Source organism: Streptomyces sp. NPDC008137 (assembly GCF_042957035.1).
Lineage (GTDB): Bacteria > Actinomycetota > Actinomycetes > Streptomycetales > Streptomycetaceae > Streptomyces.
In genome coordinates this window covers 121,240-146,878 of sequence record NZ_JBIBHN010000020.1, presented here as the reverse complement: position 1 = coordinate 146,878, position 25,639 = coordinate 121,240, and the positions used below count along the sequence as shown (strand labels likewise).

Genomic DNA, 25,639 nt, shown 5'->3' with positions numbered 1-25,639 from the left:
GATCGGTGGTGGGGGGGGGGGGGGGGGGGGGGGGGGGGGGGGGGGGGGCCGTGCCGGGGGGTGTCCGTCCTCGGAACGTCGCGAGGGGGTCTCACGCCGACTGACTGTTCGTTGACGCGACAACCGCTGCGGGCGGACACCCCCCGACACGGCCCCTTGCGTAGTCCCCCGGCTGCGGGCGTGCGCATCGCTGGGGGCGGCACGGGTGGGCGGTGGGGGCCCCGCTCGAGCGAAGCCGAGAGTGGGGGAGGCACCCCGCTCCGCCGAGCTGCGCAACGCCCCGCCCCAGCACGGATGCCGCTTGAAATCCTCGCTTGACCTCAAGCTTGGTTGAGATTGAAAGGTGGTGTGCACGCAATCGGCGAACGTGACTGGAGTGTTCAATGAGCCGTCGGACCGAGCAGCACCCCGATCTCACCGACCCGCGTATCGGTGCTCCCCTCTTCAGTACCTGGCGCGTGGGGACGCCCGAGCGGCAGGAGCGGACTGTGGAGGCGATCGGGAGTACGTGGGAGCGGCGGCCCTGGCCCGCTGATGGTCTGCTGGGATATCACGTGTACGTGGGGCATGACGGGTCCACGCTGATGCACCACTCGCAGTGGAGTGGTGAGCAGGCCTTCGAGGCGTTTGTGAAGACCCATCGGCAGGAGCGGGTCGACGAGATCGACACCGCCGTGCCGGGGATCGAGCGCGTGGGGATCGGGAGGTACCGGCGGTATCGCAGCCGGGAGCGGGTCGTCGGGGACGTGCGGGTGCCGGAGTTGATCGTCACCGTGCGGATCGACTTCGAGGACGGTGCCGGGGCGGGGCCCCTGGAGTGGGTCGACCTGGTGGTGAAGGCCCTGGGGGACGATCCGGAGGGGGATGCCGGGCTGATCTCCGCTCACTTCCATCTGAGTACCGATGGCGGGCATGTGCTGAACTACGCCGAGTGGGAGAGTGACCAGGCCTATGACGATGCCCTGGCTGCGTCGGGGAGCGAGGGTACCTGGGAGCGGGTGCGGACGTACCCGGGGATGAAGGGGTCGAGCGGGAGCCGGTATCGGCATGCTCTGGGGCTTGTCCCGGGGTGAGCGGTGTGAGGTGGGCCGGCTGAAGCGGTCTGTTCAGCCGGCCCTTGTGGGTTACGGGCGGAAGCGCAGGACCTGGGGGTCGTGGTCGCTGATCTGGTCGTTGAACTCGGCGTTGATGTGCACGCTGTCGTACTCGAAGTCGCAGTCTCGGCGGATCGACGGGCTGATCAGGATCTGGTCGAGGACCTGGCTGTTGCCCTGGTAGACGTACGAGTAACGCTCGCTGCGGGGAAGCGACTTGACGGCCGACCAGAGTTCGCCGCGGCCCTCCAGGAGCTTCGCGGTCTTCGAGAACTCGAAGTCGTTGATGTCGCCCAGCGTCACGACGTCCGCGTTCTTCTGGGTGTCGAGGATGTCCTTGACGAAGGCGTTCACCAGCGTGGCCTGCTGGTGGCGCTGGGTCTCGGAGCTGCGGGACGGCGGCTGGTACTGGGAGGTCAGGCCCTGGTCGCCGCCCTTGGAGTTGAAGTGGTTGGCGATTACGAAGACCGTACGACCGCGGAAGGCGAACTCGCCGGCCAGCGGCTTGCGGCTGTTCTTCCAGGCCTCGTCGGCGGGGGCGATACGGCCGGGGCTCAGCGTGAGGTGGGCCTTGCCGCGGATTTTCGTCACGTCCGTGGCCGTCGAGGCGTCGCCGCCCGCGCGGTCGGTGAAGGAGACCCGCTCCGGGTTGAACAGGAACGCCTGGCGGATGTTGCCGCCCGGCTCGCCGCCGTCAGCGCCGTTGACCGGGTCGATCGAGCGCCAGTCGTACTTCGGGCCGCCGGCCGCGACGATCGCGTCGATCAGCTTGGCCATGGTCTGGTCGGCGGCGACCGTGCCGTCGTTCGTCGCGCCGTTGTTGTCCTGGATCTCCTCCAGGGACACGATGTCCGGCGACGCGAGGTTGTTCACGATCGCGGAGGCGTGCTCGGCGAAGGTGGCGTCGGACGGGTCGAGGTTCTCGACGTTGTACGTCGCGACCGACAGTTCGCCGCCGCGCTGCTTACGGGTCGTCTCGCGCTTCAGGTCACCCGTCTTGAGGGTGCCGAGTTCGCTCGCGACCAGGGTGTAGCCGCCGAACTGGTTGTAGTCGAGCGGGCCCGCCGTCGTGCCCGTGAGCGTGTCGCCCACGTTCGCCTTCGGGAAGTCGGCCGTCGAGCCGAGGGACTGGATCTGCAGGCGGCCGGTGTTCTGGGCGTCGTAGGCGCCGTAGACCGTGCCGCCGTGGCGGTTGCGGTTCTCGTGCGGCTTCACCGTCACCCAGAGTTCGGTGTACGGGTCGGTGGCGCCGACGACACGGGTGTCGGAGACGCGGACGGTCATGCCCTCCAGCGCCTCGTAGTGGTCCAGGGCGTACTTCGAGGGCTTGAGCGGGAGGGCGTTGATCGAGCCGTTCGCGGTCGTGTCGCCGGGGGGCGCGTAGGCGGCGGGGACCGACCGGGAGGAGATCGTGGTGGCGGCGGGGACCTTGTTGCCGCTGGAGAGGACCGTGAACGTCGGCTTGGTGATCTCCGTCAACGACTGGTTGCCGGAGGTGGCGCCGCCGGGGACGTACTCCGCGACCGTGCCGCTGACCGTGACGGAGTCGCCGACGGCGACACCCTTGGGGGCGGAGCCGGTGAAGACGAAGACGCCCTCGCTGGTCGCCGGTTCGGCGTCCGGGTTCGGGTCCTGGATCCAGAAGCCGCGGGAGGAACCGTACGTCCGGATGCCGGTGACGATTCCGGTCACGTCCGTGACCTGCCGGCCGGCGTAGGGGGACGTGCGGGTGCTGCCCTGGACGTCATGGATGCGCACCGAGTCCGCGTGCGCGGGGGTGGTGAGGGCGATCGTGGATGCCGCGGAGCACGCGGCGGCGACGGTGAGCGCGGCGAGACGCGCGGACGACTTGCTCGGCAAGGGGTCTTCCCTCCGGGGACGTGACAGAGCGCCGGGACGAGGGTGGTGCGTGGGCTGTCCGCCGCTGCCTGTGGGGCGGCGGGGCGGTGTGACGTGTGTAGCGGGTGGTGGACGGACGGGTGAGGTGGGGCCGACCCGGTGAACAACTGTCCGCCGACTTCTACGCGCGTCAATCTCCAGCCTGTTCATGTCACTTGTCAAGGTTTCGGCCATGTACGGCGGCCGACGGGGAGATGAAGCAGGCGGCATGGGTGGAAATCCGTCTAGGCTGAGCGGCTGAGTCGTATGAGGCGCCCTAGGAGAAACAGCCGATGTCAGACAGCTCCCCCCTGCCGCCGGTGCGGCTGCACTCCGAAGCGGAGCTGGCACGTGCCGCACTGTCCACGCCCCTGCTGTCCCGGGCCGCCCGGCTCGCCCGCTGGGCCGGCCCCGACACCCGCGTCGACGCCGGGGGAGGGCTCGTCGACGAGCAGCTGCCCGCGGCCGCCGAGACGCTCGGGCTGAGCGGCGACGATGCCGCCGCCGACGCCAGCGAGGCGTGGCGGGTGGCCGTCGACGCCGGGCTCGTCGAGGTCGTCGACGAGGAGGAGGGCACCGTCCGCGCGGGCGAGGACCTGGCCCTGCTCACCGGCGGCTCGCCGCAGGACGTGCTCGCGCTGTGGCTCGCGGCCCTGGAGACGGTGCTCGCCGACGCGAGCGTGCCCGACCTGGAGGGGCTCGCGGATCTCGTCGACGAGGACGGCGAACTCGACCTCTCCGGGCTGGAGTGGGACCCCGAGTCCGAGGCCGAGTTCCTCGACGGCGTGCTCGGCAACCTCTATCTGCTGACCGCCGGCGAGGACACGCCCGGCGAGGCGCCGGTGCCGCTGCCCGCGCTGGCCGCGTCGGTGATCGTGCCCAGCGACATGGGCGAGCCCACCAACGACGTCCTGGAGCAGGTGTCCGACGCGATGATGCGGCTGGACGACCAGTTCCGGATGCTGGAGCCGGTCGGATTCGTGGAGTACCAGCCGGTGGACGAGGCGCTCATGGCCGATGCCGAGGAGGAGCCCGCGGCGCCCGTCGACGACACCGACGTCTCCCGGTACGGCATGGTCCGCCTCACCCCGCTCGGGCTGTACGGGATGCGCGCCCGGCTGCTGGAGGCCGGGTTCGAGGCACCGGCGGTCGGGGACCTCGCGGACAAGGGGGCCGACGCGCTGCTCGACGGCACGGCGGAGTACCCGCCGGGGGCGGCGCAGGCCGAAACCCAGCAGTGGCTGGAGCGGCGGGAATCCCTGGCCGCGGCACGGGAGTTGCTGGCGGCGGCGCGGGGATCGGACGCCGGGGCGCCGCTGCGGCGGTTGCGGTGTCAGCAGGCCCTGTCGCTGGTGGGGGCTTCGGCCGAGCCGGCGCTGCGGGAGGTGCTCGACGACGCCGAGCTGGGCGGGCTCGCGCGGGTGTGGCTGACCGAGCACGGAGCGGCGGACGTGCCCGCCCCGTCCGAGGCGATGGTGTACTGGCTGACCATCGACACGGTGGCCGCGCAGCTTGCGGCCGAGGGCAATTCCGAGGAGTTGCGCGCCCTGGTGCAGGGGCTCGCTCAGCAGCACAGTGGGTTCTTCGCGGCTGTGTGGCGGGTGGATCATCCTGCCGTCGCTGATGTGCTGGAGGCGATGGGGCGGCTGCACCCGGACAAGAAGGTGGCGAAGGAGGCGCGGAAGGCCGCGTTCAAGGCTCGGTCGCAACAGGGTGGTTGATCCCGCTTTGTGAGTGCGGCGCCGTCTCGGCTTGTCGCGCAGTTCCCCGCGCCCCTGGGGTGTTGTTCAACCCGCGTTCATGGATGAGCGGGACGGTTTCGCCGAACGAGGTCCGCCACCCTCCACGGCATACTCACCGTCACAGGAGACACCATGTCGCTCACCCGCAGGGACTTCGCCAGAACCTCCGCGATCACCGGTGCCGGTGTCGCGCTGGCGGGCAGTGTCGGCGCCCTCGCCACCGCACCGAACGCCCTCGCGTCCTACGACACCGACACCGACAGCGCGGGCGAGGCGTCCGCGGACGCCCGGCACGGCGTCGGCTACGGGCCGCTCGTCGCGGACCCCAAGGGCATCCTCGCCCTGCCCGCCGGCTTCACGTACCGGATCCTCACCTACAGCGGGAAGACGAAGCTGGAGTCCGGCGAGTTCACGCCGTCCAACCACGACGGCACCGCCGCCTTCGACGGTCCCCGCGGCACCACCCTGCTCGTCAACAACCACGAGCTGAAGGGCCCGCGCGCCAACTGGGAGCACCCGGTGCCGCTCACCGAGGGCCTCGTCTACGACCCGGCCGCCGCCGGTGGCTGCACGGTCGTCGAGGTGCGCCCCGACGGACGGGTCGCCGAGTGGGTCGGCATCGCCGGCACCTCCACCAACTGCGCCGGCGGCAGCACCCCCTGGGGCACCTGGCTCACCTGCGAGGAGAACTCCGACAAGGCCGGCGTCAACGGCATGACCAAGGACCACGGCTATGTGTTCGAGGTCGATCCCTGCGACCGGCGCGCCAATCGCAGCCCCAAGCCGCTGAAGTTCTTCGGCCGCTACGACCACGAGGCCGTCGTCATCGACCCCAGGCGCGGCCACGCCTACCTCACCGAGGACGCCTCCGGCCCCAACGGCCTCTTCTTCCGCTGGACCCCGCCCAGGGGCTTCGTGTACGGCCCCGGGAGGTTCCGGGGGCTCGCCGACGACGCCGGTGTCCTCCAAGCGCCCAAGTGCTTCGACTCCGGCGGCAAGTTCGTCGACGACCTGTCCCGGGCCACGAAGATCGGCACCGTGTACGGCGTCGACTGGCTGGACGTGCCGGACCGCGACGCCCGCACCGTCCCCGTGCGCAAGCAGTTCAAGGACGACGAGGTCACCCGCGCCCGGAAGCTGGAGGGCATGTGGTGGGGCGACGGCGGTGCCTACATCGTCTCCTCGTACGCCCGCGAGGAGAGCCCCGTCCAGCACGACGGGCAGGTCTGGTTCTACGACCCCAAGCGCCGGACGCTGACGCTCAAGGTCCTGCTCGGAGTGAACCCCGACCCGTCGAAGGACGGCGCCTTCGACGGCCCCGACAACATCACCGTCTCCCCGTACGGCGGCCTCGTCATCGCCGAGGACGGGGAAGGGGTGCAGCACCTCTTCGGGGCCACCGACAGCGGACGTACGTACCCGATCGCCCGCAACGACCTGAACATCGGCACCGAGGAGGAGCCGGAGTTCAGCGAGTTCACCGGTGTCACCTTCTCGCCCGACGGCCGGATTCTGTACGCCAACATCCAGGACCCGGGCATCATGCTCGCCATCACCGGTCCTTGGAAGCGCCAGCGCCGGTAGCCGCCTCAGTCCTTCGAACGAGTGGCGTTCGCTCGGTTTCCCCAGCCCATCTCTGCGTCGGAATAGTGTTTGCAGCTCGTACTGATTCTCGTTCGAGGCAGGGTGGGCTGTGGCAACGGACCGGCATGGAGGGGTTGTCGAGGGCTCGCGTGTGTGGCTGCCCGACGGCTCGGTACGTGCGATCGAGGAGGTGGTCGCCAAGCGCCTCCCCGTGCTTTCTTTCAGTAAGCAGTGGGATACCAGGTCAGTTCGGTACGGAGCGAACCAGGGGCCGCGAGACCATTCGGTCGGTGAACTTGTCGCCTTGACTCCGGATGCTTTTTTCGGTGACATTTCACGAGAAGCCGTGAGGATTGAGTTCGTCTCCGGTCGCACCGTCGAGGCCGCACTTGGTCAGTGCTGGGTGACACAACGACGGACGGGGCGGCAGGCATGGCAGTGGAAGCGCAGCGATGCTCTAATTCCAGGTGATCGTGTGCCGTTTCCGCTGTCCGCTGCCCATTTCGGAAAGGTGGGGGATGTCCGCGAGGGGTATTTTGTCGGCGCGATGCTCGGTGACGGTGGGATGACGTCCTGCACTCCGGAGTTTCATGGAGATCCGCTTGGCGGTGCGGTGGAGTTTATGCGTGACTTCGCTGCAGAATACGGTTGTGGCGTCCGTGAGATTCCACAGGGTGCCATCGTGCGTCTGCGGTTTCCTTTCAAGTTGGGGCATCGTAATCCGGTGACAGAGTGTCTGCGGCGCTTCGGTGTGTGGGGTCAGCGTTGCGATGAGAAGCAGCTCCCCGATGTCGAGTTGAGCCGTGAGTTCTGGATTGGATGCCTCTCAGGACTTGTTGACACTGACGGTTGTGTTCGCGAGAGGGTCAACTCTCGAGGGACGCAGCACGGCTCCGTCGAGTTCGCCACGGTATCGCCTCTGCTCGCGAAGCAGGTGTCCGATGCATTCTTGCGCTTGGGAGTTGCCAACAGGATTCGGGTGGATCAGAGGCAGCAAAGCAAGGTACATTCCCTCAAGGGTCGCGCCGTCGTGAGTCGACGCCCGATTCATGTCGTGGAGATTTCACGAGCCACTGCACTCGTTCGCGTCGCCGGGCTGTTGGATCTTCGAATCGGGTACAAGGCATCCAGGCTGAAGAGGCTGGTGTCCACGGTTGGGCACGTCGCTCCGGCGCGGAGCGAGATGCATGGCTATGACGAGTCCGTAGCGCTGGATCGCGTGAAGACCATTTCGTCTCTCGGTATCCGCCGCGTGCATGGTGTTGCAGTGAACCCATCCGGCCTGTTCGTGGTCGATGGCCTCGTGACCGGGGCAGGCGACACGGCCTCCGCCGTGGCTTCACGTCGCGCACCGTCTCTCCCCTGTAGTCGACGGTCGACCCGGGATGTCTCGGTCCTCGATCAGGTGGCCAACGCAGGTGGACAGTTTCACCACCTTGTCGATTCGGACAACTGACATCTAACATTTCAGTTCATGGAGACCATCCGACCCCTGCCCCGGACCCTGCTCAGGGACCGGGCGTACGCGGCGATCCGGGACGCCATCGTGGCCGGGGAGATCGAGCCCGGTGCGGTGGTGCGGGACGCCGAGCTCGCGGAGCGGCTCGGGCTGTCCCGGGCGCCGGTGCGGGAGGCGTTCTCCCGGCTGGTGGACGAGGGGCTGCTGGAGAGCAAGCCGCAGAGCTATACGCGGGTGACGCCGCTCGTGGCCTCCGACGTGCGGGACGCCGCCGCCGTGGTCGGCGCCATGCACGAGCTGGCGACGCGGGTCGCCGTGCCCCGGCTGAAGGCCGCGGACATCGAGGCGATGCGCGCCGCCAACGAGCGGTTCGCCGCCGCCGTCGGCAGCGGAGACGTGGACGCGGCCCTGCGCGCCGACGACGCACTGCACGAGGTCCTGGTCCGGGTGAGCGGCAATCGCGCGGCCGCCGCGACCGTCGCCCGCTACACCCCGCTCATCCGACGCCTGGAGCGACGGCGCTTCGGCCAGGGCGGCAGCTGCCGTTCGGCCGGGCTGCACGAGCGGCTGATCGAGGCCTGTGCGGCCGGTGATGTGACCGAGGCGGTCCGCGTCACGGCCGAGATCTGGCGGGGGCTCGAAGAACTCGCCGACTGAGACCGACCCCCGACCCCGGGAGGACCCATGCCCCTTTCCTCGTACGAGCGCTACCCCCTGCTCTTCGGGCCCTCGCCCGTCCACCGTCTGGAGCGGCTGACCGAGCACCTCGGTGGTGCCTCCCTCTGGGCCAAGCGCGAGGACTGCAACTCCGGTGTCGCGTACGGCGGGAACAAGACCCGCAAGCTGGAGTACCTGGTCGCCGACGCGCTCGCCCAGGGCTGTGACACGCTCGTGTCGATCGGCGGGGTGCAGTCCAACCACACCCGCCAGGTCGCGGCCGTCGCCGCCCGGGCCGGGCTCAAGTGCGTGCTCGTGCAGGAGAGTTGGGTGGACTGGCCCGACGCCGTGTACGACAAGGTCGGCAACATCCTGATCAGCCGGCTCGCCGGGGCCGATGTGCGGCTGGTGAAGGCAGGGTTCGGGATCGGGTTCAAGGAGAGCTGGGAGCAGGCGCTCAGGGAGGTCGAGGAGGGCGGCGGGAAGCCGTACGCCATTCCGGCCGGTGCCTCCGACCATCCGCTCGGCGGCCTCGGCTTCGCCGCCTGGGCGCATGAAGTGGTGCGGCAGGAGCGGGAGCTGGGCGTCTTCTTCGACACCGTGGTCGTGTGCTCGGTGACCGGGTCGACGCAGGCCGGCATGGTCGCCGGGTTCGCCGCGCTGGAGGAGGCGGGCGGGCGGCCCCGGCGCGTGCTCGGCATCGACGCCTCCGCCAAGCCGGCCGCCACCCGCACGCAGATCGCCCGGATCGCCCACAACACCGGGCGGCTCATCGGCCTCGAGCGCGAGCTGACCGAATCCGACGTCGAACTCGACGAGCGGTACCACGCGGGCATCTACGGCATCCCCGACGAGACCACCCTGGCGGCGATGCGCCTCGCGGCCCGCACGGAGGGTATGGTCACCGACCCCGTGTACGAGGGGAAGTCCATGGCCGGAATGATCGACCTGGTCTCCAGCGGGGAGATCGGCCGCCACTCCACGGTCCTCTACGCCCACCTCGGCGGGCAGCCGGCGCTGAACGCGTACAGCGCGTTGTTCTGAGGGGCGCCTCGGGCCGGGGGCGGCTGCCCGTGCCTCTCGGCGGGGGAGCGCGCGTGCGTGGGAATCAACCCGCCGGGGCCTCGGTTGTCTGCGGATACCCGAGATCACGGAGGAGACCCATGCCCGAGGAATCAGCCGTTCGAGAGCTCCGGCTCGTCGTGACCGCCGACGACTACGACGCCGCGCTGCACTTCTACCGGGACGTGCTCGGTCTGGCCGAGCAGGGGGCCTTCGCCTCGGAGGGCGGGCGGGTCACGATTCTCGATGCCGGGCGGGCCACGCTGGAACTGACCGATCCGAACCACGCCGCCTTCATCGACGACGTGGAGGTGGGGCGGCGGGTGGCGGGGCATGTCCGGGTCGCCTTCCAGGTGGACGACTCCGTCGCCGTCACGGCGAAGCTGGCCGCCGCCGGAGCCGAGGTCGTCGCCGAGCCGACGCGCACCCCCTGGAACTCCCTGAACTCCCGGCTGGAAGCCCCCGGCGCCCTCCAGCTGACCCTGTTCACCGAACTGGACGACTGAGCGGCCCGCCCCGCTTCCCCTGCCGGGCCGGATCCGGCGCCGGATACAGTGCTCTGCGTGCGGACGGACAATCAGCGGGGGGAGCCGGGCACGGACCGGCCCGACGGTGCCCGGCGCCGGGCCACGATCCATGACGTCGCGCGGCTGGCCGGGGTGTCACGCCAGACGGTCTCCCGGGCGGTCAACGACAAGGGGGAGATCGACCCGGGCACCAAGGAGCGGGTGCTGGAGGCGGCGCGGCTCCTGGACTACCGGCCCAGCCGGTTCGCGCGCGGACTCGTGCAGAAGGGCGCGGTGACGGCGGGCCTGGTCATCCCGGACCTGCGCAACCCGTTCTTCCCCGAGGTGGCCGCCGGAGTGCTGGAGGCGGCTGAGCAGCGCGGCTGGCAGGTCGTCGTATGGGACTCCCGTATCGACGACGCCAGGGAGCGGCAGGCGCTCGACGTGCTCTCCCACCAGGCGGACGCGGTCGTGGGCTACTTCAAGGATTCGGACGACGTGCTCACCCGGCACCTCGGGGGCGTGCCGCTGGTTCTGCTGGAGCGCGGTCCGCAGCAGACCCGGTTCGCGGCCGTCGGTATCGACGCCTCCGCCGGTGTCGAGCAAGGCATCGCCCACCTGGTGGAGGCCGGGCACCGCCGGATCGGCATGCTGGACGGCGAGCGCGAGAACGGGGCCCGTAAGCAGGCCTTCCTCGAGCAGGTGCGGCGGCACGGGCTGCCCGTCGACGACAGCTGGATCGTGCTGTGCCCCGAGCACAGCGTGGCGGGGGGCGAGGCCGGCATGGAGCGGCTGCTGGACGCGCGGCCGGAGATCACCGCGGTCTTCGGCTTCAACGATCTGATCGCGGTGGGGGCGATGCGTACCGCCCGGCGCCGTGGCCGGGGGGTTCCGGACGATCTGGCCGTGCTGGGCTTCGACGGTCTCTCCCTGGGCGAGCTGGTGGACCCCGCCCTGACCACCCTGCACATCGACAAGCGGCAGCTGGGACGGCTTGCCGTGGAGCAGATGGCCCGTTTGTGCGCCGGTCAGGAGCCGCTGCGGGGCGCGGACGCGTGGATCACTCCCGAACTGGTCGTGCGCGAGTCCGCCTGACTCCCGCGGCTGCCGGGCCCTGTCGGCAGATCACCCCGCCGTTCTCTTGACACCGGTTTTCGGGCGCCCCGATACTCAACGGCAACGCTCACGTGAACGTTCACGAACCCCCAGAAGTCCCCATCGCGACACCGTCGGCCCGATCACCACGCGCCCGCCGACATCGTTGTCTCGGCTTCCTCATCCCGGAAGCGCCCGAAGCATCCGAAGCGTCCCCCCATCCCCGTGAGAACGGGCCCGCGGCAGCGCTGTCCCCCGGCCGCGGTACGCCCGGAAAGCGAGTGCGCGCCCATGGAACACCGAACGATGTCCCGCAGACGCTTTCTGGGGGCCTCCCTGGGGGGCGCGGGAGCGGGCCTGCTCGGACTGACCGGATGCGGGACCGAGGCGGGCTCGGCCTCCGCCGGCACGGACCACCTCAGCCTCTGGTACTGGAAGGGCTCGCTCAGCGACAAGCTGCTCGCCACCGCCAGGCGGGGTGTCCCCGGTGTGCCGGGGCTGCGGGTGAAGGGCTCCCAGATCCCGGACGGTGACATCGACTCCAAGGTGCGTACCAGCCTCGCCGCCCGCGCCTACGTCCCGGACCTGACCGTCGTCAACAGCGACAACCTCGCCACGTTCTTCCCCGACGAGAACGAGTTCCTCGACCTGCGCACGCTCGGCGCGGAGTCCGTCCGCGACCAGTATCTCGACTGGAAGTGGAAGGCCTGCTTCACCCCGACGGGCAGGATGATCGGCTTCCCGCTGGACGCCGGTCCCACCGCGCTCTACTACCGCCGGGACCTCTTCCGGGACGCCGGACTGCCCCATGAACCGGCGGACGTCGCCGAGGAGATCCCCACCTGGGAGAAGTTCATCGCCGCCGGACGGACCCTGCGGGCGAAGGGGCCCGGCAAGCCGTACCTCGTCAGCAACATCGGCAACGTATTCCAGCAGGCCCTGCTCCAGAGCCCCAGGCAGTTCGTGGACGCCGGCAACCGCTTCATCGGCGATCAGGAGCACGTCCGGCGCGCCTGGGACCTCTCCGTGGAGATCCTCCGGCAGAAGCTCAGCGCCCGGATCACCGACGGGACGCCCGACTTCAACGCGGCCATGAGCGGGGGCCGGGTCGCCGCCATGACCACGGCGGTGTGGGCCATCTACGGTCTGAAGGGCACCGCCCCCGAGACCTCCGGATCCTGGCGGCTGACCACGCTCCCCGACGGCCCCTGCAACTACGGCGGCTCCTACGTCACCCTGACCCGCTACTGCCGGGAACCGGAGGCGGCCTTCGCCTTCCTGAAGTGGCTGCTCAGCCCCGCGAACCAGCTCAAGAGCTACCAGGAGATGGCCCTGTTCCCCACCACTCCGGCCTCCTACGCCGACCCGGCGATGCACAAGCCCGACCCCTTCTTCGGCGGTCAGCAGCCCATCGACGTCTTCGGCCCGGCCGCCCAGAAGGCCCCGGTCGTCTACTTCAGCCCCTATGAGGAGACCGCCAACACCCCGTTCTTCCAGGAGCTGACCAATGTGGAAACGCTCGGCAAGAACCCCGACCGGGCGTGGCGGGACGCCGTCAACACGGCCGAGACCACGCTGTCCCGGGTGGGGGTGAGCTGACATGGCCACGGTTCTCGACCCGGCCGGAGCGCCGGCGGCCGACGAGCGGCCACCCGCCCGCCGTACCAGGTCCACCACCCCGGGCGGACGCAGGCGCCACATCCCGCCCCTGCTCGCCATCTCCCCGTTCTACGTGCTGTTCGCCGTCTTCGGTGCCTTCCCGATCGTCTTCTCCGTCTACCTGTCCTTCCAGGACTGGGACGGCATCGGCGACATGCGCTTCGTCGGGTTCAAGCAGTACGGCTGGCTGCTCCAGGACTCGGTGTTCTGGCACTCGGTGCTCAACACCTTCGAGATCTGGCTGCTGTCGACGGTGCCGATGCTGTTTCTGGCGCTCGTGCTGGCGTTCCTGCTGCACTCGCAGGTCCGCTTCAGCGGCGTCTACCGGGTGGCGTACTTCATCCCCAACGTGACCTCGATGGTCGCCATGACCGTCGTCTTCGGCTCGGTCTTCGCCCAGGCGGGCCTCGCCAACGCGGTGCTGAGGGCGATCGGCGTGGACGGGATCGGCTGGCTGTCCTCGGAGTGGGGCATCAAGTCGTCCGTCTCCCTCATGATCATCTGGCGGTGGGTCGGCTACAACGCGCTGATCTTCCTGGCGGGCCTCCAGGCCATCCCCACCGAGCACTTCGAGGCCGCCCGCGTCGACGGCGCGAACAGTTGGCAGACCCTCTTCCGGGTCGTACTGCCGCAGCTGCGGCCCGTGGTGCTGTTCGCCGCCGTCACCTCCACCATCAACGGCCTGCAGATCTTCACCGAGTCCCAGGTGCTCTTCCAGTCGACCGACGTCGGCACCACCGGCGGTCCGGGACAGGAAGGCATGACCATCGTGCTCTATCTGTGGCAGAAGGCCTTCATGGAGCACCAGTTCGGCTACGGCGCCGCGATGGGCTGGGTCCTCTTCGCGATCATCGCCATCTTCACCATCATCAACTGGCGGCTGGTCGCCGGCTCGGACGACGACCGCCGTCCCGGCATCGCCGGTCTGCTGCGCCGCAAGGGGGCTCGCCATGGCCGCTGACGACAGGACGACCGGCAGCGCGGGGCTGGCCATCAGCTCCGGCAGCAGGCTCAGCCGTATCGGCGTGCGGGCGACGCTGCTGTTCGGGGTACTGGTCTCACTCTTCCCCTTCTACTGGCTGGTGGTGCTGGCCTCCGGCACCACTCAGGACATCTACCGCTACCCGCCCAAGCTGCTGCCGGGGCCGCATCTGCTGGACAACATGGGGCGGGTGCTCGACACCGTCGACTTCTTCGGCTCGCTGTTCAACACCGTCGTCGTCGCCGTGCTCGGCACCGTGCTGGTGCTGTTCTTCGACTCGCTGGCCGCGTTCGCCTTCGCCAAGTACGAGTTCCCGGCGAAGAAGTTCCTCTTCGGGATGCTGCTGGTGACCTACATGATCCCCGCGCAGCTCTCCCTGGTGCCGCAGTTCGTCACCATGGCCGAGTTCGGCTGGGCGGGCTCGCTGAAGGCGCTGATCATCCCCGGCGCGGCGAACGCGTTCGGCATCTTCTGGATGCGCCAGTACGCCCAGAACTCACTGCCGGACGAGCTGCTGGACGCGGGGCGGATCGACGGCGCCGGCTTCTTCCGCCTCTACTGGACGGTCGCCCTGCCGCTGTTCCGCCCGGCCCTGGCCTTCCTCGGCATCTTCACGTTCATCGGCCTGTGGAACGACTACATCTGGCCCCTGGTCGTCATGATCGACCCGGACAAGGTCACCCTCCAGGTCGCCCTGGCGAATCTCAACGTCCTCTACAACACGGACTACTCCCTGGTGATGGCGGGCGCCTTGATGAGCGTCATCCCGCTGATCGTCGTGTTCCTGATCGGGGCGCGGCACTTCCTGCGGGACCTGGCGGCAGGGGCGATGAAGATGTAAAGCGGTGGGCCGGATCGCCTCGATAGGATGCGGGGAATGTCCCCGTTCTGCAGGGAGTGACTGTGGCGCAGGTCCGGCCCATGCGCGCGGACGCCCGGCGCAACTACGAGCGGTTGCTGAAGGCGGCCGGGGAGGCCTTCGCCGAGCACGGGGAAAGCGCGTCGCTCGACGACATCGCCAAGCGGGCCGGGGTCGGCTCCGGCACGCTGTACCGGCACTTCCCGACCCGGCACGCGCTGCTGGAGGCCGTGTATCTCGACCGTATCGAGGCGATCGCGGCCCGGGCGGATGAGCTGGCGGCCGGGCTGCCGCCGGGCGAGGCGCTGGTGGAGTGGCTGTACGAGCTCGGTGCGGGGCTGATCGCGGTGCGTGGTCTCAAGGCGCTGCTGGGTCCGGCCGTGACGGACGCGGGCGCCTCCGTGGGGGCGGCGTGCGGTGACTCGGTGAAGGGTGCGGCGGGGCGGCTGGTGCGTGCGGCACGGGAGGTGGGCGCGCTGCGGGGGGATGTCGAGCCGATCGATGTTCTGCGGCTGGTTCATGGGGTCGCCGTGGCGGCGGAGCTGGCGGATGCGGAGTGTGGGTATGTGCGGCGGTATTTGACGCTGCTGGTGGAGGGGTTGCTGCCGAGGGGGGTGTGAGTGGCGGGGCCGGGCGCCGTAGGGGTGCGGGAGTTCCGGCGGTGTGGGGAGTGTGTGGTTTGTCGCGCCGTTCCCCGCGCCCCTGAGGACGTGGGGGAGATGGGGGTTTGCAGGGTGTGGGGAGTGTGTGGTTTGTCGCGCAGTTCCCCGCGCCCCTGAGGACGTGGGGGAGATGGGGGTTTGCAGGGTGTGGGGAGTGTGTGGCTTGTCGCGCCGTTCCCCGCGCCCCTGAAGGGGCGCGGGGGAGAAGGGTGTTTACAGGGCCTGGGCTGCCGGCTTGACCATGCCCCTGACCGTGCGGGACTTCACGAAGTCGCCCATCGCCGTCATGTCCCACTCGCCGGAGAACTGGCGGATCAGCTTGGCCATCATGACGCCGGTCTGCGGTTCGGCGCTGGTGAGGTCGAAGCGGACCAGTTCCTCGCCCGTCGTGCCGTCCAGGAGGCGGCAATAGGCCTTCGCGACCTCCGTGAACTTCTGGCCGGAGAAGGAGTTGACCGTGAAGACCAGGCCGGTGACCTCCTGCGGCAGCCGGCCGAGGTCGACCATGATCACCTCGTCGTCCCCGCCGCCCTCGCCCGTGAGGTTGTCGCCGGAGTGCTTGATCGCGCCGCCCACGATCTGGAGCTTGCCGAAGTAGCAGCTGTCGATGTGGTTGCGCTGCGGCCCGTAGGCGATGACCGAGGCGTCGAGGTCGATGTCCTTGCCGCGGTACGCCGGCTCCCAGCCGAGGCCCATCTTGACCGAGGAGAGCAGGGGGCGGCCGCCCTTGACGAGGGAGACGGTCTGGTTCTTCTGGAGGCTGACGCGGCCCTTGTCGAGGTTGATCTTCCCGGTGCCGGGCGCGGGCGGGGGAGGGGTGGCCGGGGCCGGGGGTGCCGCGGGGGCGGAGACGGGCGGGGCCGGCGGGGCCACCGGCGGCTGCATGGGGGCCGGGGGCGGGGTCACCGGCTGGGCGGCGGCAGGTTCCTCCACCGTCACACCGAAGTCCGTGGCGATGCCCGCGAGGCCGTTGGCGTAGCCCTGGCCCACCGCGCGGGCCTTCCACTGGCCGTTGCGCAGGTAGATCTCCACGATCACCAGGGCCGTCTCGCTGCCGAGCTGCGGCGGTGTGAACGAGGCCAGGACGGAGCTGTCGTCCGCGTTGCGGATCGTGGCGGTCGGCTCCACGCCCTGGAAGGTCTGGCCCGCGGCGTCCGGGCTGGCGGTGACGATGATCTTCTCGATGCCGGGGGGCACGGCCGTCGTGTCGACCGTGATCGCGTCGGGCGCGGTGCCGCCGCCGGAGCGGTACGTCACGCCCGGGCCCGACGGCTGGTTGTAGAAGATGAAGTCGTCGTCGGAGCGCACCTTGCCGTCGGCGGTGAGCAGCAGGCCCGATACGTCGAGCCGCACGGGAGCGGCGACGTCCACCGTCACGCGGGCGGCGGACAGGGGGATGTTCGAGCCGGGGGTCATAGCTGTCATGCCGGGTGAACGAGCGAGGCGGTTTTGCCGTTCCCTTACCTTGCCGCCAATCGGGTCAGCGGCGGTTGCGGGGGTGGTCGCGTGCGGTGCGTTCGTTGCCCCGCTTGTAGTCGCCGGTCCAGCGGGCCATGACGAGCTGGGGGTCTGAGGTCTCGACCTCGGCGAGGAACTGGGCCGCCCGGGGGCCGTTCAGGGTGGTGGCGGGGCGGCCGTGGTGGGTGATGCGGACGGTTCCGCCGGTGTGCTGCTCGTAGCTGAATCCGTGGGGTCGTGGCATGCCGCGAGGGTACGAGGCGGGGGGCAGGCGCCCCAGTGAATTTCGCGGGCGGTCATTGATAGGTGTTTTGCTGTCAATCCGTCGAAGATCGGAATCAGGCGGATGTTCCCCTGGGCGGCCCGGCTGCACAAGACTGGCTTGGAAGGATCTTGCGGACCGTGTTCGGGGGACGCGTGGGGTGCGGCCGGAGGGGGTCGCACCCCACGCGCGGTTCGGTCCGTGAGTCCTGGCTACGGCACCACGACGATCTTCCGTCCCACGCCGGACGCGAACTGCTCCAGCGCCTGCGGGTAGCGCTCCAGCGGGATGCGGTCGCTGATGAAGACCTCCGGGTCCAGCACGCCGTTCGCGAACAGCTCCGCCGCCCGTTCGAAGCTGTGCAGCACCGCCATCGAGCCCGTGATGGTGATCTCCTGGTTGTAGACGCGGTACGGGTCGATCGTCACGCGGGTCGCGTAGTCGGCCACGCCGAACTGCAGGAACGTCCCCGCCTTCGCCACCCGGTCCAGGCCGTCCTGGATCGCCGCCGCGTTGCCCGTGGCGTCGACGACCAGGTCCCAGCCCTGCGGGCGGTCGAGCTCGTCGGGGTTCGCGGCCGACGCCGAGACACCCAGGCGGCGGGCCGTCTCCAGGCGGGCCGGGTTCACGTCGACGACGTCCACGCTCGCCGCGCCCGTGCGCTTGGCCAGCTCCAGCATCATCAGGCCCATCGTTCCGGAGCCGTAGATCAGGACGTGCGCGCCGAGGCGGGACTGGAGCACGTCGTAGCCGCGTACCGCGCAGGACAGCGGCTCCACGAGGGCCGCGTCCTGTGTGCGGACGTGTTCCGGGAGCTTCACGCAGTTCGCCACCGGGGCCACCGCGAACTGCGCGGCGCCGCCGGCCGTCGTGACGCCGATCGCCGCCCAGCGTTCGCAGAGGTTGTTGTGGCCGGTGCGGCAGTAGCGGCACTCGTAGCAGTAGAGGGACGGGTCGACGGCGACCCGGTCGCCCACCGCCACCTCCGTGACCCGGTTGCCGACCCCGACGACCTCGCCCGCGAACTCGTGCCCGGGCACGATCGGCAGCGCCGGGGCGAACTCGCCCTGGAGTATGTGGAGATCGGTGCCGCAGAGGCCGCAGGCGGCCACCTCCACGACGACCTCGCGCGGCCCTGGCGTCGGGTCCGGGACCTCGGCGACGACGGCCTTGCCCACGGACTCGATGACGGCGGCCTTCATTTCACGGCTCCCAACGACAGGCCCTGGACCAGTTTGTCCTGGGCGGCGAACCCCGCGGCGAGCACCGGCAGGGAGATGACGAGCGACGCGGCGCACACCTTCGCCAGGAACAGGCCCTGGCTGGTGATGAAGCCGGTCAGGAAGACGGGGGCGGTCTCGGCGACCACCCCGGTCAGCACCCGTGCGAAGAGCAGTTCGTTCCAGCTGAAGATGAAGCAGATCAGCGCCGTCGCGGCGATACCGGGGAGGGAGATCGGGGCGACCACGCGCGCGAGGACCGTCGGAAGCCTCGCCCCGTCCACCTTCGCGGCCTCGATCACCGCGACCGGGATCTCGGCGAGGAACGACTGCATCATCCACACCGCGATCGGCAGGTTCATGGACGTGTAGAGGATGACCAGCAGCCAGATGTTGTCGAGCATCCCGGCGTTCTTCGCGAACAGGTAGATCGGCAGCAGGCCCGCCACCACCGGCAGCATCTTCGTGGAGAGGAAGAAGAACAGGACGTCCGTCCACTTGCGGACGCGGTTGATCGACAGCGCGTAGGCCGCAGGGAAGGCCAGCAGCAGGACCAGCAGGGTCGAGGCCACGGACGCGACCGCCGAGTTGATCAGGGCCGGCCAGGGGCTCGCGCCGCCGCCCGCGCCGAAGAACTCGCGGTAGCCGTCCAGGGTGAGGGAGGCCGCGAAGGAGGGCGGGTTGGTCGCCGCGTCGGCTTCCGAGTGCAGGGACGTCAGGGCCATCCAGGCGATGGGCAGGAAGAACACGATCCCGGCCAGCCAGGCCATGAGGCCCATGCTGTTGCGGCGTACGGCGTTCATGCGCGGGACACCTCCTCGCGGAACAGGGACGACACCACGCGCAGGGCGAAGGTCGCGATGACGATCGAGCCGATGACGACCAGGACGCCCGCGGCCGAGGCGAGGCCGTTCTCGTGGGCCTGGTAGAAGCTCTGGTAGACGGTGTAGGGAAGGTTGGCGGTGCCGAGGCCGCCGGACGTGATCGTGAAGACCGCGTCGAAGTTCTGGACGATGTAGATCGAGCCCAGCAGGGCGCCCAGTTCGAGGTAGCGGCGCAGGTGCGGCAGGGTCAGATGGACGAAGATCTGCCAGTCGCTCGCGCCGTCGACCCGGGCCGCCTCGACCTGCTCGTGGTCCCGGCTCTGCAGTCCGGCGAGCAGGATCAGCATCATGAACGGCGTCCACTGCCAGACGAGGGAGGCCTCGACAGCGAGCAGCGGGGTGTTGGAGATCCAGTCGGGCTGTGGGCCGCCCACATAGTGCAACAACCCATTGAGCAGACCGTATTCAGGGTTGTAGAGCACATGCTTCCAGAGCAGCGCCGCCGCCACCGGGACCACCAGGAACGGCGCGATCAGCAGGGTGCGGACGACGCCCCGGCCCCGGAACCTCCGGTCCAGCAGCAGGGCGAGGACGAGTCCCAGCACCAGGCTGGCCAGGACCACCGCCACCGTCAGCAGCACGGTCGTCCACACCGAGTGGCGCAGGTCCGCGTCGGTGAGGACCTCCTGGTAGTTGTCGAGGCCGGTGAAGTGCCGGGCGTCGGGATAGAGGGCGTTCCAGTCGAAGAAGGAGATCACCAGCGTGGCCACGAAGGGCAGCTGGGTGACGACGACCATGAAGATCAGGGCGGGCAGCAGCGGGGCCCGGGTGGCCCAGGCGCGCAGCCGGGCGGAGGGCCGGCGGACCGGGGTGCGGAGCTCGGGGGAGGCCACGGGGGCCGTTGTCGTGGTGGTCATCGTCCCTCGTACTCCTCGGAGATCTTCTCGGCGAGCTGCTGGGACTTCTCCAGGGCCGACTCGACGGACTGGCGTCCGGCGATGGCCGCGCTGATCTCCTGGGAGACCTTGGTGCCGAGGTCGGTGAACTCGGGGATGCCGACGAACTGGATGCCGGGCGCGGGCCGCGGCTGCACGCCGGGGTCGTCGGGCCGGGCTCCCTCGATGGCCTCCTTGGTCATCTCCTGGAAGGCGGCGGCCTCCTCGCGGTAGTCGGCGTTGGCGTAGGTGGACGCCCGCTTGCCGGCCGGGACGTTCGACCAGCCGGCCTTGTCGCCGACCAGTTCCTCGTAGCCCTTGCCGGACGCCCAGGAGACGAACTTCCAGGCGTTGTCCGGGTTGCGGGAGGACTTCTGGATGCCCCAGGCCCAGGTGTAGAGCCAGCCGGACGACTTCGTCTTCTCGACGGGGGCGGGGGCGTAGCCGACCTTGCCCTTGACCGGGGAGTTCGCCGCCTCCAGGGATCCGGCCGCGGAGGTGGCGTCGTACCACATGGCGACCTTGCCCTGGGTCATGTTGTTCAGGCACTCGGCGAAGCCGGACTGGGCGGCGCCGGACTCGCCGTGCTCGCGCACCAGGTCGACATAGAACTTCGTCGCCTTCTCGAAGGCGGGTGAGTCGAGCCGCGCCTTCCAGTCCTTGTCGAACCAGGTGCCGCCGAAGGTGTTCACGACCGTGGTCAGGGGCGCCATCACCTCGCCCCAGCCGGGCAGGCCGCGCAGGCAGATGCCCTTCATGCCCGGTTCGGCGCCGTCGGCCCGCGCCGCGAGGTCCGCCACCTGCTGCCAGGTGGGGTGCGCGGGCATGGTCAGGCCCTTCTTCTCGAACACGTCCTTGCGGTACATCAGGAACGACGACTCGCCGTAGAAGGGCTGGCCGTAGAGCTTGCCGTCCTCCGCGGTGAGGGACTGGCGCATCGGCTTCAGGACGTCCTGCTCGTCATAGGCCGGGTCCTTGGCGACGTAGCCGTTCATCTCGTGCAGCCAGCCGTTGCGGGCGTAGATCGGTATCTCGTAGTTGGACAGGGTGGCGACGTCGTACTGGCCGGCCTGGTTGGCGAAGTCCTGGCTGATCTTGTCGCGGACGTCGTTCTCGGGCAGGACCGTGAAGTTGACCTTGATGCCCGTCTCCTTGGTGAAGTGGGCGCGGGTCAGCTTCTGCAGCTCGACCATCTGGGGGTTGTTGACCATGAGGACGTTGATGGCGTCGCCGCCGGATCCGGCCCCGCCCGCGCCGACCCAGCAGCCGGAGAGCAGCGGGGCGAGCAGCGTCCCTGCGGCGGCCGCGGCGAGCGTGGCTCGCGGTGGCCGTCGTCGGCTCTGGGTTCGCATGGATCGCTCCTGGAAGTATGGGGAGATAAGGGGTTGTTCAGGGCATGGCTGCGCCCGATGGGGGATGTCGGTGCGGGACCTGGGTGTGAGACGTCGGTTCGGGTGTCAGACCCGGATGACCTGGGGTCCGAGCAGTGAGTAGCGGTGGGCTTCGGCCGTCGGCAGCAGGGTGCTCGTCACGATCGTCTCCAGCGAGCCGACCTCGGCGAACCGGCAGAAGCTGACCGCTCCGAACTTGGTGTGCACGCCCGCGAAGACCGTGCGGCGGGCGGCCCGGATCGCCTGCGTCTTGACCTCGCTGACGGCCGGGTCGGGGGTGGTGAGGCCGTGTTCGCGGGAGATGCCGTTGGCGCCGATGAACGCCAGGTCGACGACGAAGCCGGCCAGCATCTTCGTCGTCCAGTGGTCGACGGTGGCGAGGGTGCCGGAGCGGACCCGGCCGCCGAGCAGCAGGACGGAGACGGTGTCGGTCTCGGCGAGCGCGCCCGCGACCGGCAGGGACGCGGTGACCACGGTCAGCGGCCTGTCCCTCGGGAGTGCCTCGGCGATGAGCTGCGGGGTGAAGCCCTCGTCGACGAAGACGGTCTCGGCGTCCCCGAGCAGCTCGGCCGCGGCGGCCGCGATCCGGCGCTTCTCGGGGACGTGGCTGGTGGCGCGGAAGGCGAGCGTCGTCTCGAAGCCGGCGCTCTCCACGGGGTAGGCGCCGCCATGGGTGCGGCGGAGCAGGCCGTGGTCCTCCAGGACGCGCAGATCCCTTCGTACGGTCTCCTTGGCCACGCCCAGTTCGCCGGCGAGCGCGGTGACGTCGACCGAGCCGTCGCGGCGTGCGACGAGCACGATCTCGCGCTGACGTTCTTCCGCGGTTCTGTTCATGGCCGTCACCCGCCTCCTGCTGTGCTGCCCGTTCGGGCCCTCGGTCGGGCCTTGGGGAAGTTCTACAGGGGGTCGGGTGTGGTGACCAGGCCTGATGCGGGCTCGATGCTGCCCGCGTGTGCCCGTTCGGGCGAGGCGGGCCCATGAGCCCAGGCGGTGCGGTGGTGTGGCGGCCGCGGGTTCGTCGTGGCTGGTCGCGCAGTTCCCCGCGCCCCTGGACGTGGCGCTGACGCGCCTACGGCCAGGGTGCGGCGGGTGCCCGGATACGCCGGCGGGCGGGCCCGTTCTCTGCCCGCCCGCCGCCCGAGGTGCTGTCTTCCGGTCAGTACGGCCAGATCGGCGGGTCCGTCACGAACTGGCCGCCAAGGTACGCGTGCGCCTCGTTGCCGTCCCGCAGCTCGCCCTGCTCGGCGATCAGCTTCTCGGCGAAGGGCTCGGAGTCGTCCTGGGGGTCGTAGCCGAGCGCTCGCGCCGTGGTGAGGTCCCACCAGAGCCGGGTGTTGGCGGAGGAGCCGTAGACGACGGTGTGGCCGACGTTCTCGGCGGTCAGGCTCGCGTGGAGGAGGCGGGCGCCATCGGCCGGGCTCATCCACACCGACAGCATGCGCACGCTGGTCGGCTCGGCGAAGCAGGAGCCGATGCGCACGGAGACCGTCTCGATCCCGTGCTTGTCCCAGTAGAACTGCGCGAGGTCCTCGCCGAAGGACTTGGACAGGCCGTAGAAGGTGTCCGGGCGGTGCGGGGTGTCGACGGGGATGAGCGGGTCGTTGCCCTGGGGGCGCGGGGTGTAGCCGACGGCGTGGTTGGAGGAGGCGAAGACGATCCGGCCCACGCCCTCCTCGCGGGCGGCCTCGTACAGGTGGTAGGTGCCCTCGATGTTCGCCTTGAGGATCTTCTCGAAGGGGGCTTCCAGGGAGATGCCCGCGAGGTGGATGATCGCGTCGACGCCCCGGACGGCCTCGCGCACGGCCTCCTTGTCGCCGAGGTCGGCGACGATCGCGTCCGGCGCGTCCTCGATCGGGCGCAGGTCGAGCAGGCGCAGCTCGTAGCCGTAGGCCGGGAGCAGGTCCCGCATCAGGGTGCCGAGGCCGCCGGCGGCGCCGGTGAGCAGAACGGTGCGGGGAGCGGGCATCCTCGGTTCTCCTTGAATGGGCCACCGTGTACATGGGTGCACGGCATTCATATGCGTGGACACGCTATGGAGCCGGGGTGGAGCCCGTCAAGTATGTCGCGGGAGCGGCGAATCCGCTGGTGCGTCGCGGGTTCGTGCGCTTGACCGGCACCGAGGGGGCGCCTTAGCGTGGAGGTGTTCAGAAATATAGACGCCAATCATGAATATGGAACCGGGAGAGCTTGTGACGTCAGCCCCTCTCGCCGCTCGGCTCACCGTCCCCAGCGGACCGCTGTTCTTCCCGGTCACCGCGTACGGCCCCGACGGCTCCGTGGACCTCGACGCCTACCGCACGCATGTACGTCGCGGGGTGGAGGCCGGAGCCGCCGCCGTGTTCGCCTGCTGCGGCACCGGCGAGTTCCACGCGCTCACCCCCGAGGAGTTCGAGCGGTGCGTCCGGGCGGCCGTCGAGGCGACCGAGGGGCGCGTGCCGGTCGTCGCGGGCGCCGGGTACGGCACCGCGCTCGCCGTGCGCTACGCCCGCCTCGCCGAGGCCGCCGGGGCGGACGGGCTGCTCGCCATGCCGCCCTACCTCGTCGTCGCCGGGCAGGAGGGGCTGCTGCGGCACTATCGGGAGGTGGCCGCGGCGACCTCCCTGCCGGTCATCGTCTACCAGCGCGACAACGCCGTCTTCACGCCGGAGACCGTCGTCGAACTGGCCCGCACGGACGGGATCATCGGCCTCAAGGACGGGCTCGGCGACCTCGACCTCATGCAGCGCGTCATCAGCGCCGTGCGCTCGGAGGTCCCGGGCGACTTCCTGTACTTCAACGGCCTGCCGACCGCCGAGCAGACCCAGCTCGCCTACCGCGCCCTCGGCGTCACGCTCTACTCCTCCGCCGTGTTCTGCTTCGCGCCCGAGCTAGCCCTCGCCTTCCACCAGGCCCTCGGGAACGGCGACGAGCGGACCGTGGAGAAGCTGCTGGACGGTTTCTTCCGCCCGTTCGTCGAGCTGCGCGCCCAAGGCCGCGGCTACGCCGTAGCCCTCGTCAAGGCCGGGGTACGGATGCGCGGACTGGACGTGGGCGAGGTGCGGCCTCCGCTGCACGAGCCGACCGAGGATCATGTCAAGCAGCTCGCCGAACTGATCGAACGCGGCTACGCGCTGCTGGAGGAGGCCCGATGAAGGCGTCGGCATTCGTCTACCCCTGGGACGTCAACGGGGACCCGGAGGCGCCCGCGCGGATCGCCGCGCTCGGCGTGGAGCAGGTGACGCTCGCCGCCGCCTACCACTCCACGCGCGCCCTCACTCCCCGCCACCCGCGCCACCGCATCGTCACCGCCGAGCACGCCTCCGTGCTCTACCCGGCGGACGATCGCTGGGAGGGACGTGAGCTGCGCCCCTACGCGGCCGGTGCCTGGGCCCCCGGGGACGCCTTCGGGGAGGCCGCGGCCGCTCTCGCGGACGCCGGTCTCGAGGTGCACACCTGGGTCGTGCTCGCCCACAACTCCCGCCTCGGCGCCGAGCACCCGGACACCTCGGTCGTCAACGCCTACGGCGACCGCTACCCCTGGGCGCCGTGCATCGCCCAGCCCGCCACGCGCGCGTACCTGACCGACCTGGCGGCGGAGGCGGCCGTACGGCCCGGGGCGCGGGGCACCGAGCTGGAGTCCCTCGGCTGGTACGGCCTGCAGCATCTGCACGCCCACGACAAGACCGGCGGCATCGGCCTCGGTGACGCCGGGCAGTACCTGATGGCGCTGTGCTTCTGTCCGTCCTGCCGGGAGGGCTACGGCCGGCACGGCCTGGACGCCGACGAGCTGGCCGCCGCCGTACGGACCGCGCTGGAGCCGGTCTGGCAGGGGGCGACGCCCTCCGACGGGGGCTGGCCGGGCATCGAGAAGCTCCTCGGCGAGACCCTCGCGAACACCACACGCGCGTACCGCGACGAGACCGCCCGCACGCTTCAGGAGCAGGCGGTCGCGGCGGTCCGGGCGGCCGCCCCCGACGGCTTCCAGGTACTGCTGCACGCGGACCCGGTGTCCTACCACGTCGGTGCCAACCCCGGCGTCGACCCGGCGCACATCCTCTCCGTCGCGGACGGCGTGGTCGTGCCCTGCGCGGGCGGCACCGGCACCCTGACGCCGTTCGCGAGCCAGGGCAAGGAGGGCGCCGTCATCGCCGCCAACTTCCCCGTCGTCTCGGGCATGGGCGGCAGCCCGGGCACCCTCGCCAACGACGCGGCAGAGGCCCAACGACTCGGCGCCACGGAACTGCGGCTCTATCACGCCGGGTTGGCGTCGGACGGCGACCTGGAGGCGGTCCGCGCCGTTCTCGCGGGTCGCTGACGCGGCCAGGGCGCGG

23 protein-coding genes are annotated in these 25,639 nt (G+C 70.1%); 14 read left to right on the top strand and 9 right to left on the bottom strand.

Annotated features, from left to right (window positions below; genetic code table 11):
* Positions 1 to 383 precede the first annotated feature (383 nt).
* Positions 384 to 1,073: a hypothetical protein gene (locus tag ACFZBT_RS27665; RefSeq protein WP_391108699.1), complete on the top strand. Its 690-nt coding sequence runs from the start codon at positions 384 to 386 to the stop codon at positions 1,071 to 1,073.
* Between the two features lie 51 nt (positions 1,074 to 1,124).
* Here ACFZBT_RS27665 and ACFZBT_RS27660 read toward each other — a convergent pair whose 3' ends face one another.
* Positions 1,125 to 2,954, bottom strand: coding sequence for an endonuclease/exonuclease/phosphatase family protein (locus ACFZBT_RS27660; RefSeq protein ID WP_391108696.1), 1,830 nt, complete (start codon positions 2,952 to 2,954; stop codon positions 1,125 to 1,127).
* A 311-nt stretch (positions 2,955 to 3,265) separates the two neighbouring features.
* On the opposite strand from ACFZBT_RS27660, the gene ACFZBT_RS27655 reads away from it, so the two are divergent.
* The 11 genes from ACFZBT_RS27655 (at position 3,266) to ACFZBT_RS27605 (ending at position 15,197) form a co-directional block, all read left to right on the top strand.
* Positions 3,266 to 4,693: a hypothetical protein gene (locus ACFZBT_RS27655; protein WP_391108693.1), complete on the top strand. Its 1,428-nt coding sequence runs from the start codon at positions 3,266 to 3,268 to the stop codon at positions 4,691 to 4,693.
* Positions 4,694 to 4,846: 153 nt separating this feature from the next.
* Positions 4,847 to 6,298 (top strand): alkaline phosphatase PhoX, encoded by a 1,452-nt coding sequence (locus ACFZBT_RS27650; protein WP_391108690.1) that lies wholly within the window; start codon positions 4,847 to 4,849, stop codon positions 6,296 to 6,298.
* Positions 6,299 to 6,449: 151 nt separating this feature from the next.
* Entirely contained in the window at positions 6,450 to 7,754 is a 1,305-nt protein-coding gene (locus ACFZBT_RS27645; protein WP_391108687.1) for an LAGLIDADG family homing endonuclease, read from the top strand.
* A gap of 18 nt (positions 7,755 to 7,772) precedes the next feature.
* Positions 7,773 to 8,414 (top strand): FCD domain-containing protein, encoded by a 642-nt coding sequence (locus ACFZBT_RS27640; protein WP_391108684.1) that lies wholly within the window; start codon positions 7,773 to 7,775, stop codon positions 8,412 to 8,414.
* Positions 8,415 to 8,441: 27 nt separating this feature from the next.
* A complete protein-coding gene (locus ACFZBT_RS27635) occupies positions 8,442 to 9,458 on the top strand; it encodes a 1-aminocyclopropane-1-carboxylate deaminase (protein ID WP_391108681.1) in 1,017 nt (338 codons plus the stop codon).
* 119 nt (positions 9,459 to 9,577) lie between these two features.
* Positions 9,578 to 9,982: a VOC family protein gene (locus ACFZBT_RS27630; protein ID WP_391108677.1), complete on the top strand. Its 405-nt coding sequence runs from the start codon at positions 9,578 to 9,580 to the stop codon at positions 9,980 to 9,982.
* Between the two features lie 57 nt (positions 9,983 to 10,039).
* Entirely contained in the window at positions 10,040 to 11,077 is a 1,038-nt protein-coding gene (locus ACFZBT_RS27625; RefSeq protein ID WP_391108674.1) for a substrate-binding domain-containing protein, read from the top strand.
* 306 nt (positions 11,078 to 11,383) lie between these two features.
* Positions 11,384 to 12,676 carry an extracellular solute-binding protein gene (locus ACFZBT_RS27620; RefSeq protein ID WP_391108671.1) on the top strand — a complete coding sequence of 431 codons (1,293 nt, stop codon included), beginning with the start codon at positions 11,384 to 11,386 and terminating at the stop codon, positions 12,674 to 12,676.
* A 1-nt stretch (position 12,677) separates the two neighbouring features.
* Positions 12,678 to 13,697, top strand: coding sequence for an ABC transporter permease subunit (locus tag ACFZBT_RS27615; protein ID WP_391108668.1), 1,020 nt, complete (start codon positions 12,678 to 12,680; stop codon positions 13,695 to 13,697).
* Positions 13,687 to 14,559 carry an ABC transporter permease subunit gene (locus tag ACFZBT_RS27610; protein WP_391108665.1) on the top strand — a complete coding sequence of 291 codons (873 nt, stop codon included), beginning with the start codon at positions 13,687 to 13,689 and terminating at the stop codon, positions 14,557 to 14,559. Before ACFZBT_RS27615 ends, ACFZBT_RS27610 begins: the two co-directional genes overlap by 11 nt.
* A gap of 62 nt (positions 14,560 to 14,621) precedes the next feature.
* The gene (locus tag ACFZBT_RS27605; RefSeq protein ID WP_391108662.1) at positions 14,622 to 15,197 is read left to right on the top strand and encodes a TetR family transcriptional regulator; all 576 of its coding nucleotides are present in this window, start codon (positions 14,622 to 14,624) and stop codon (positions 15,195 to 15,197) included.
* 255 nt (positions 15,198 to 15,452) lie between these two features.
* Here the strand turns inward: ACFZBT_RS27605 and ACFZBT_RS27600 are convergent, their stop codons facing one another.
* From ACFZBT_RS27600 to ACFZBT_RS27565, 8 genes are all read right to left on the bottom strand, one after another.
* Positions 15,453 to 16,655, bottom strand: a complete 1,203-nt coding sequence (locus tag ACFZBT_RS27600) for a TerD family protein (RefSeq protein WP_391108709.1) — start codon at positions 16,653 to 16,655, stop codon at positions 15,453 to 15,455.
* A gap of 64 nt (positions 16,656 to 16,719) precedes the next feature.
* On the bottom strand, positions 16,720 to 16,941 hold the full coding sequence (locus ACFZBT_RS27595) for a hypothetical protein (RefSeq protein ID WP_391108659.1): 222 nt from the start codon (positions 16,939 to 16,941) through the stop codon (positions 16,720 to 16,722).
* 230 nt (positions 16,942 to 17,171) lie between these two features.
* Positions 17,172 to 18,161, bottom strand: coding sequence for an alcohol dehydrogenase catalytic domain-containing protein (locus ACFZBT_RS27590; RefSeq protein WP_391108656.1), 990 nt, complete (start codon positions 18,159 to 18,161; stop codon positions 17,172 to 17,174).
* Positions 18,158 to 18,982 (bottom strand): ABC transporter permease subunit, encoded by an 825-nt coding sequence (locus ACFZBT_RS27585; protein ID WP_391108653.1) that lies wholly within the window; start codon positions 18,980 to 18,982, stop codon positions 18,158 to 18,160. Before ACFZBT_RS27585 ends, ACFZBT_RS27590 begins: the two co-directional genes overlap by 4 nt.
* On the bottom strand, positions 18,979 to 19,920 hold the full coding sequence (locus ACFZBT_RS27580) for an ABC transporter permease subunit (RefSeq protein WP_391108650.1): 942 nt from the start codon (positions 19,918 to 19,920) through the stop codon (positions 18,979 to 18,981). Before ACFZBT_RS27580 ends, ACFZBT_RS27585 begins: the two co-directional genes overlap by 4 nt.
* Positions 19,917 to 21,290, bottom strand: a complete 1,374-nt coding sequence (locus tag ACFZBT_RS27575; RefSeq protein WP_391108647.1) for an extracellular solute-binding protein — start codon at positions 21,288 to 21,290, stop codon at positions 19,917 to 19,919. The genes ACFZBT_RS27580 and ACFZBT_RS27575 overlap by 4 nt, the downstream gene beginning before the upstream one ends.
* Positions 21,291 to 21,395: 105 nt before the next feature.
* Entirely contained in the window at positions 21,396 to 22,163 is a 768-nt protein-coding gene (locus ACFZBT_RS27570) for a DeoR family transcriptional regulator (RefSeq protein ID WP_391108644.1), read from the bottom strand.
* Positions 22,164 to 22,485: 322 nt separating this feature from the next.
* A complete protein-coding gene (locus ACFZBT_RS27565) occupies positions 22,486 to 23,295 on the bottom strand; it encodes an NAD-dependent epimerase/dehydratase family protein (protein WP_391108641.1) in 810 nt (269 codons plus the stop codon).
* A gap of 223 nt (positions 23,296 to 23,518) precedes the next feature.
* Between ACFZBT_RS27565 and ACFZBT_RS27560 the strand changes: the two genes are divergently transcribed.
* Together ACFZBT_RS27560 and ACFZBT_RS27555 are read left to right on the top strand one after the other, a co-directional pair.
* The gene (locus ACFZBT_RS27560; protein ID WP_391108638.1) at positions 23,519 to 24,460 is read left to right on the top strand and encodes a 5-dehydro-4-deoxyglucarate dehydratase; all 942 of its coding nucleotides are present in this window, start codon (positions 23,519 to 23,521) and stop codon (positions 24,458 to 24,460) included.
* Positions 24,457 to 25,623: a hypothetical protein gene (locus ACFZBT_RS27555; protein WP_391108636.1), complete on the top strand. Its 1,167-nt coding sequence runs from the start codon at positions 24,457 to 24,459 to the stop codon at positions 25,621 to 25,623. The genes ACFZBT_RS27560 and ACFZBT_RS27555 overlap by 4 nt, the downstream gene beginning before the upstream one ends.
* The last annotated feature ends 16 nt before the right edge of the window (positions 25,624 to 25,639 follow it).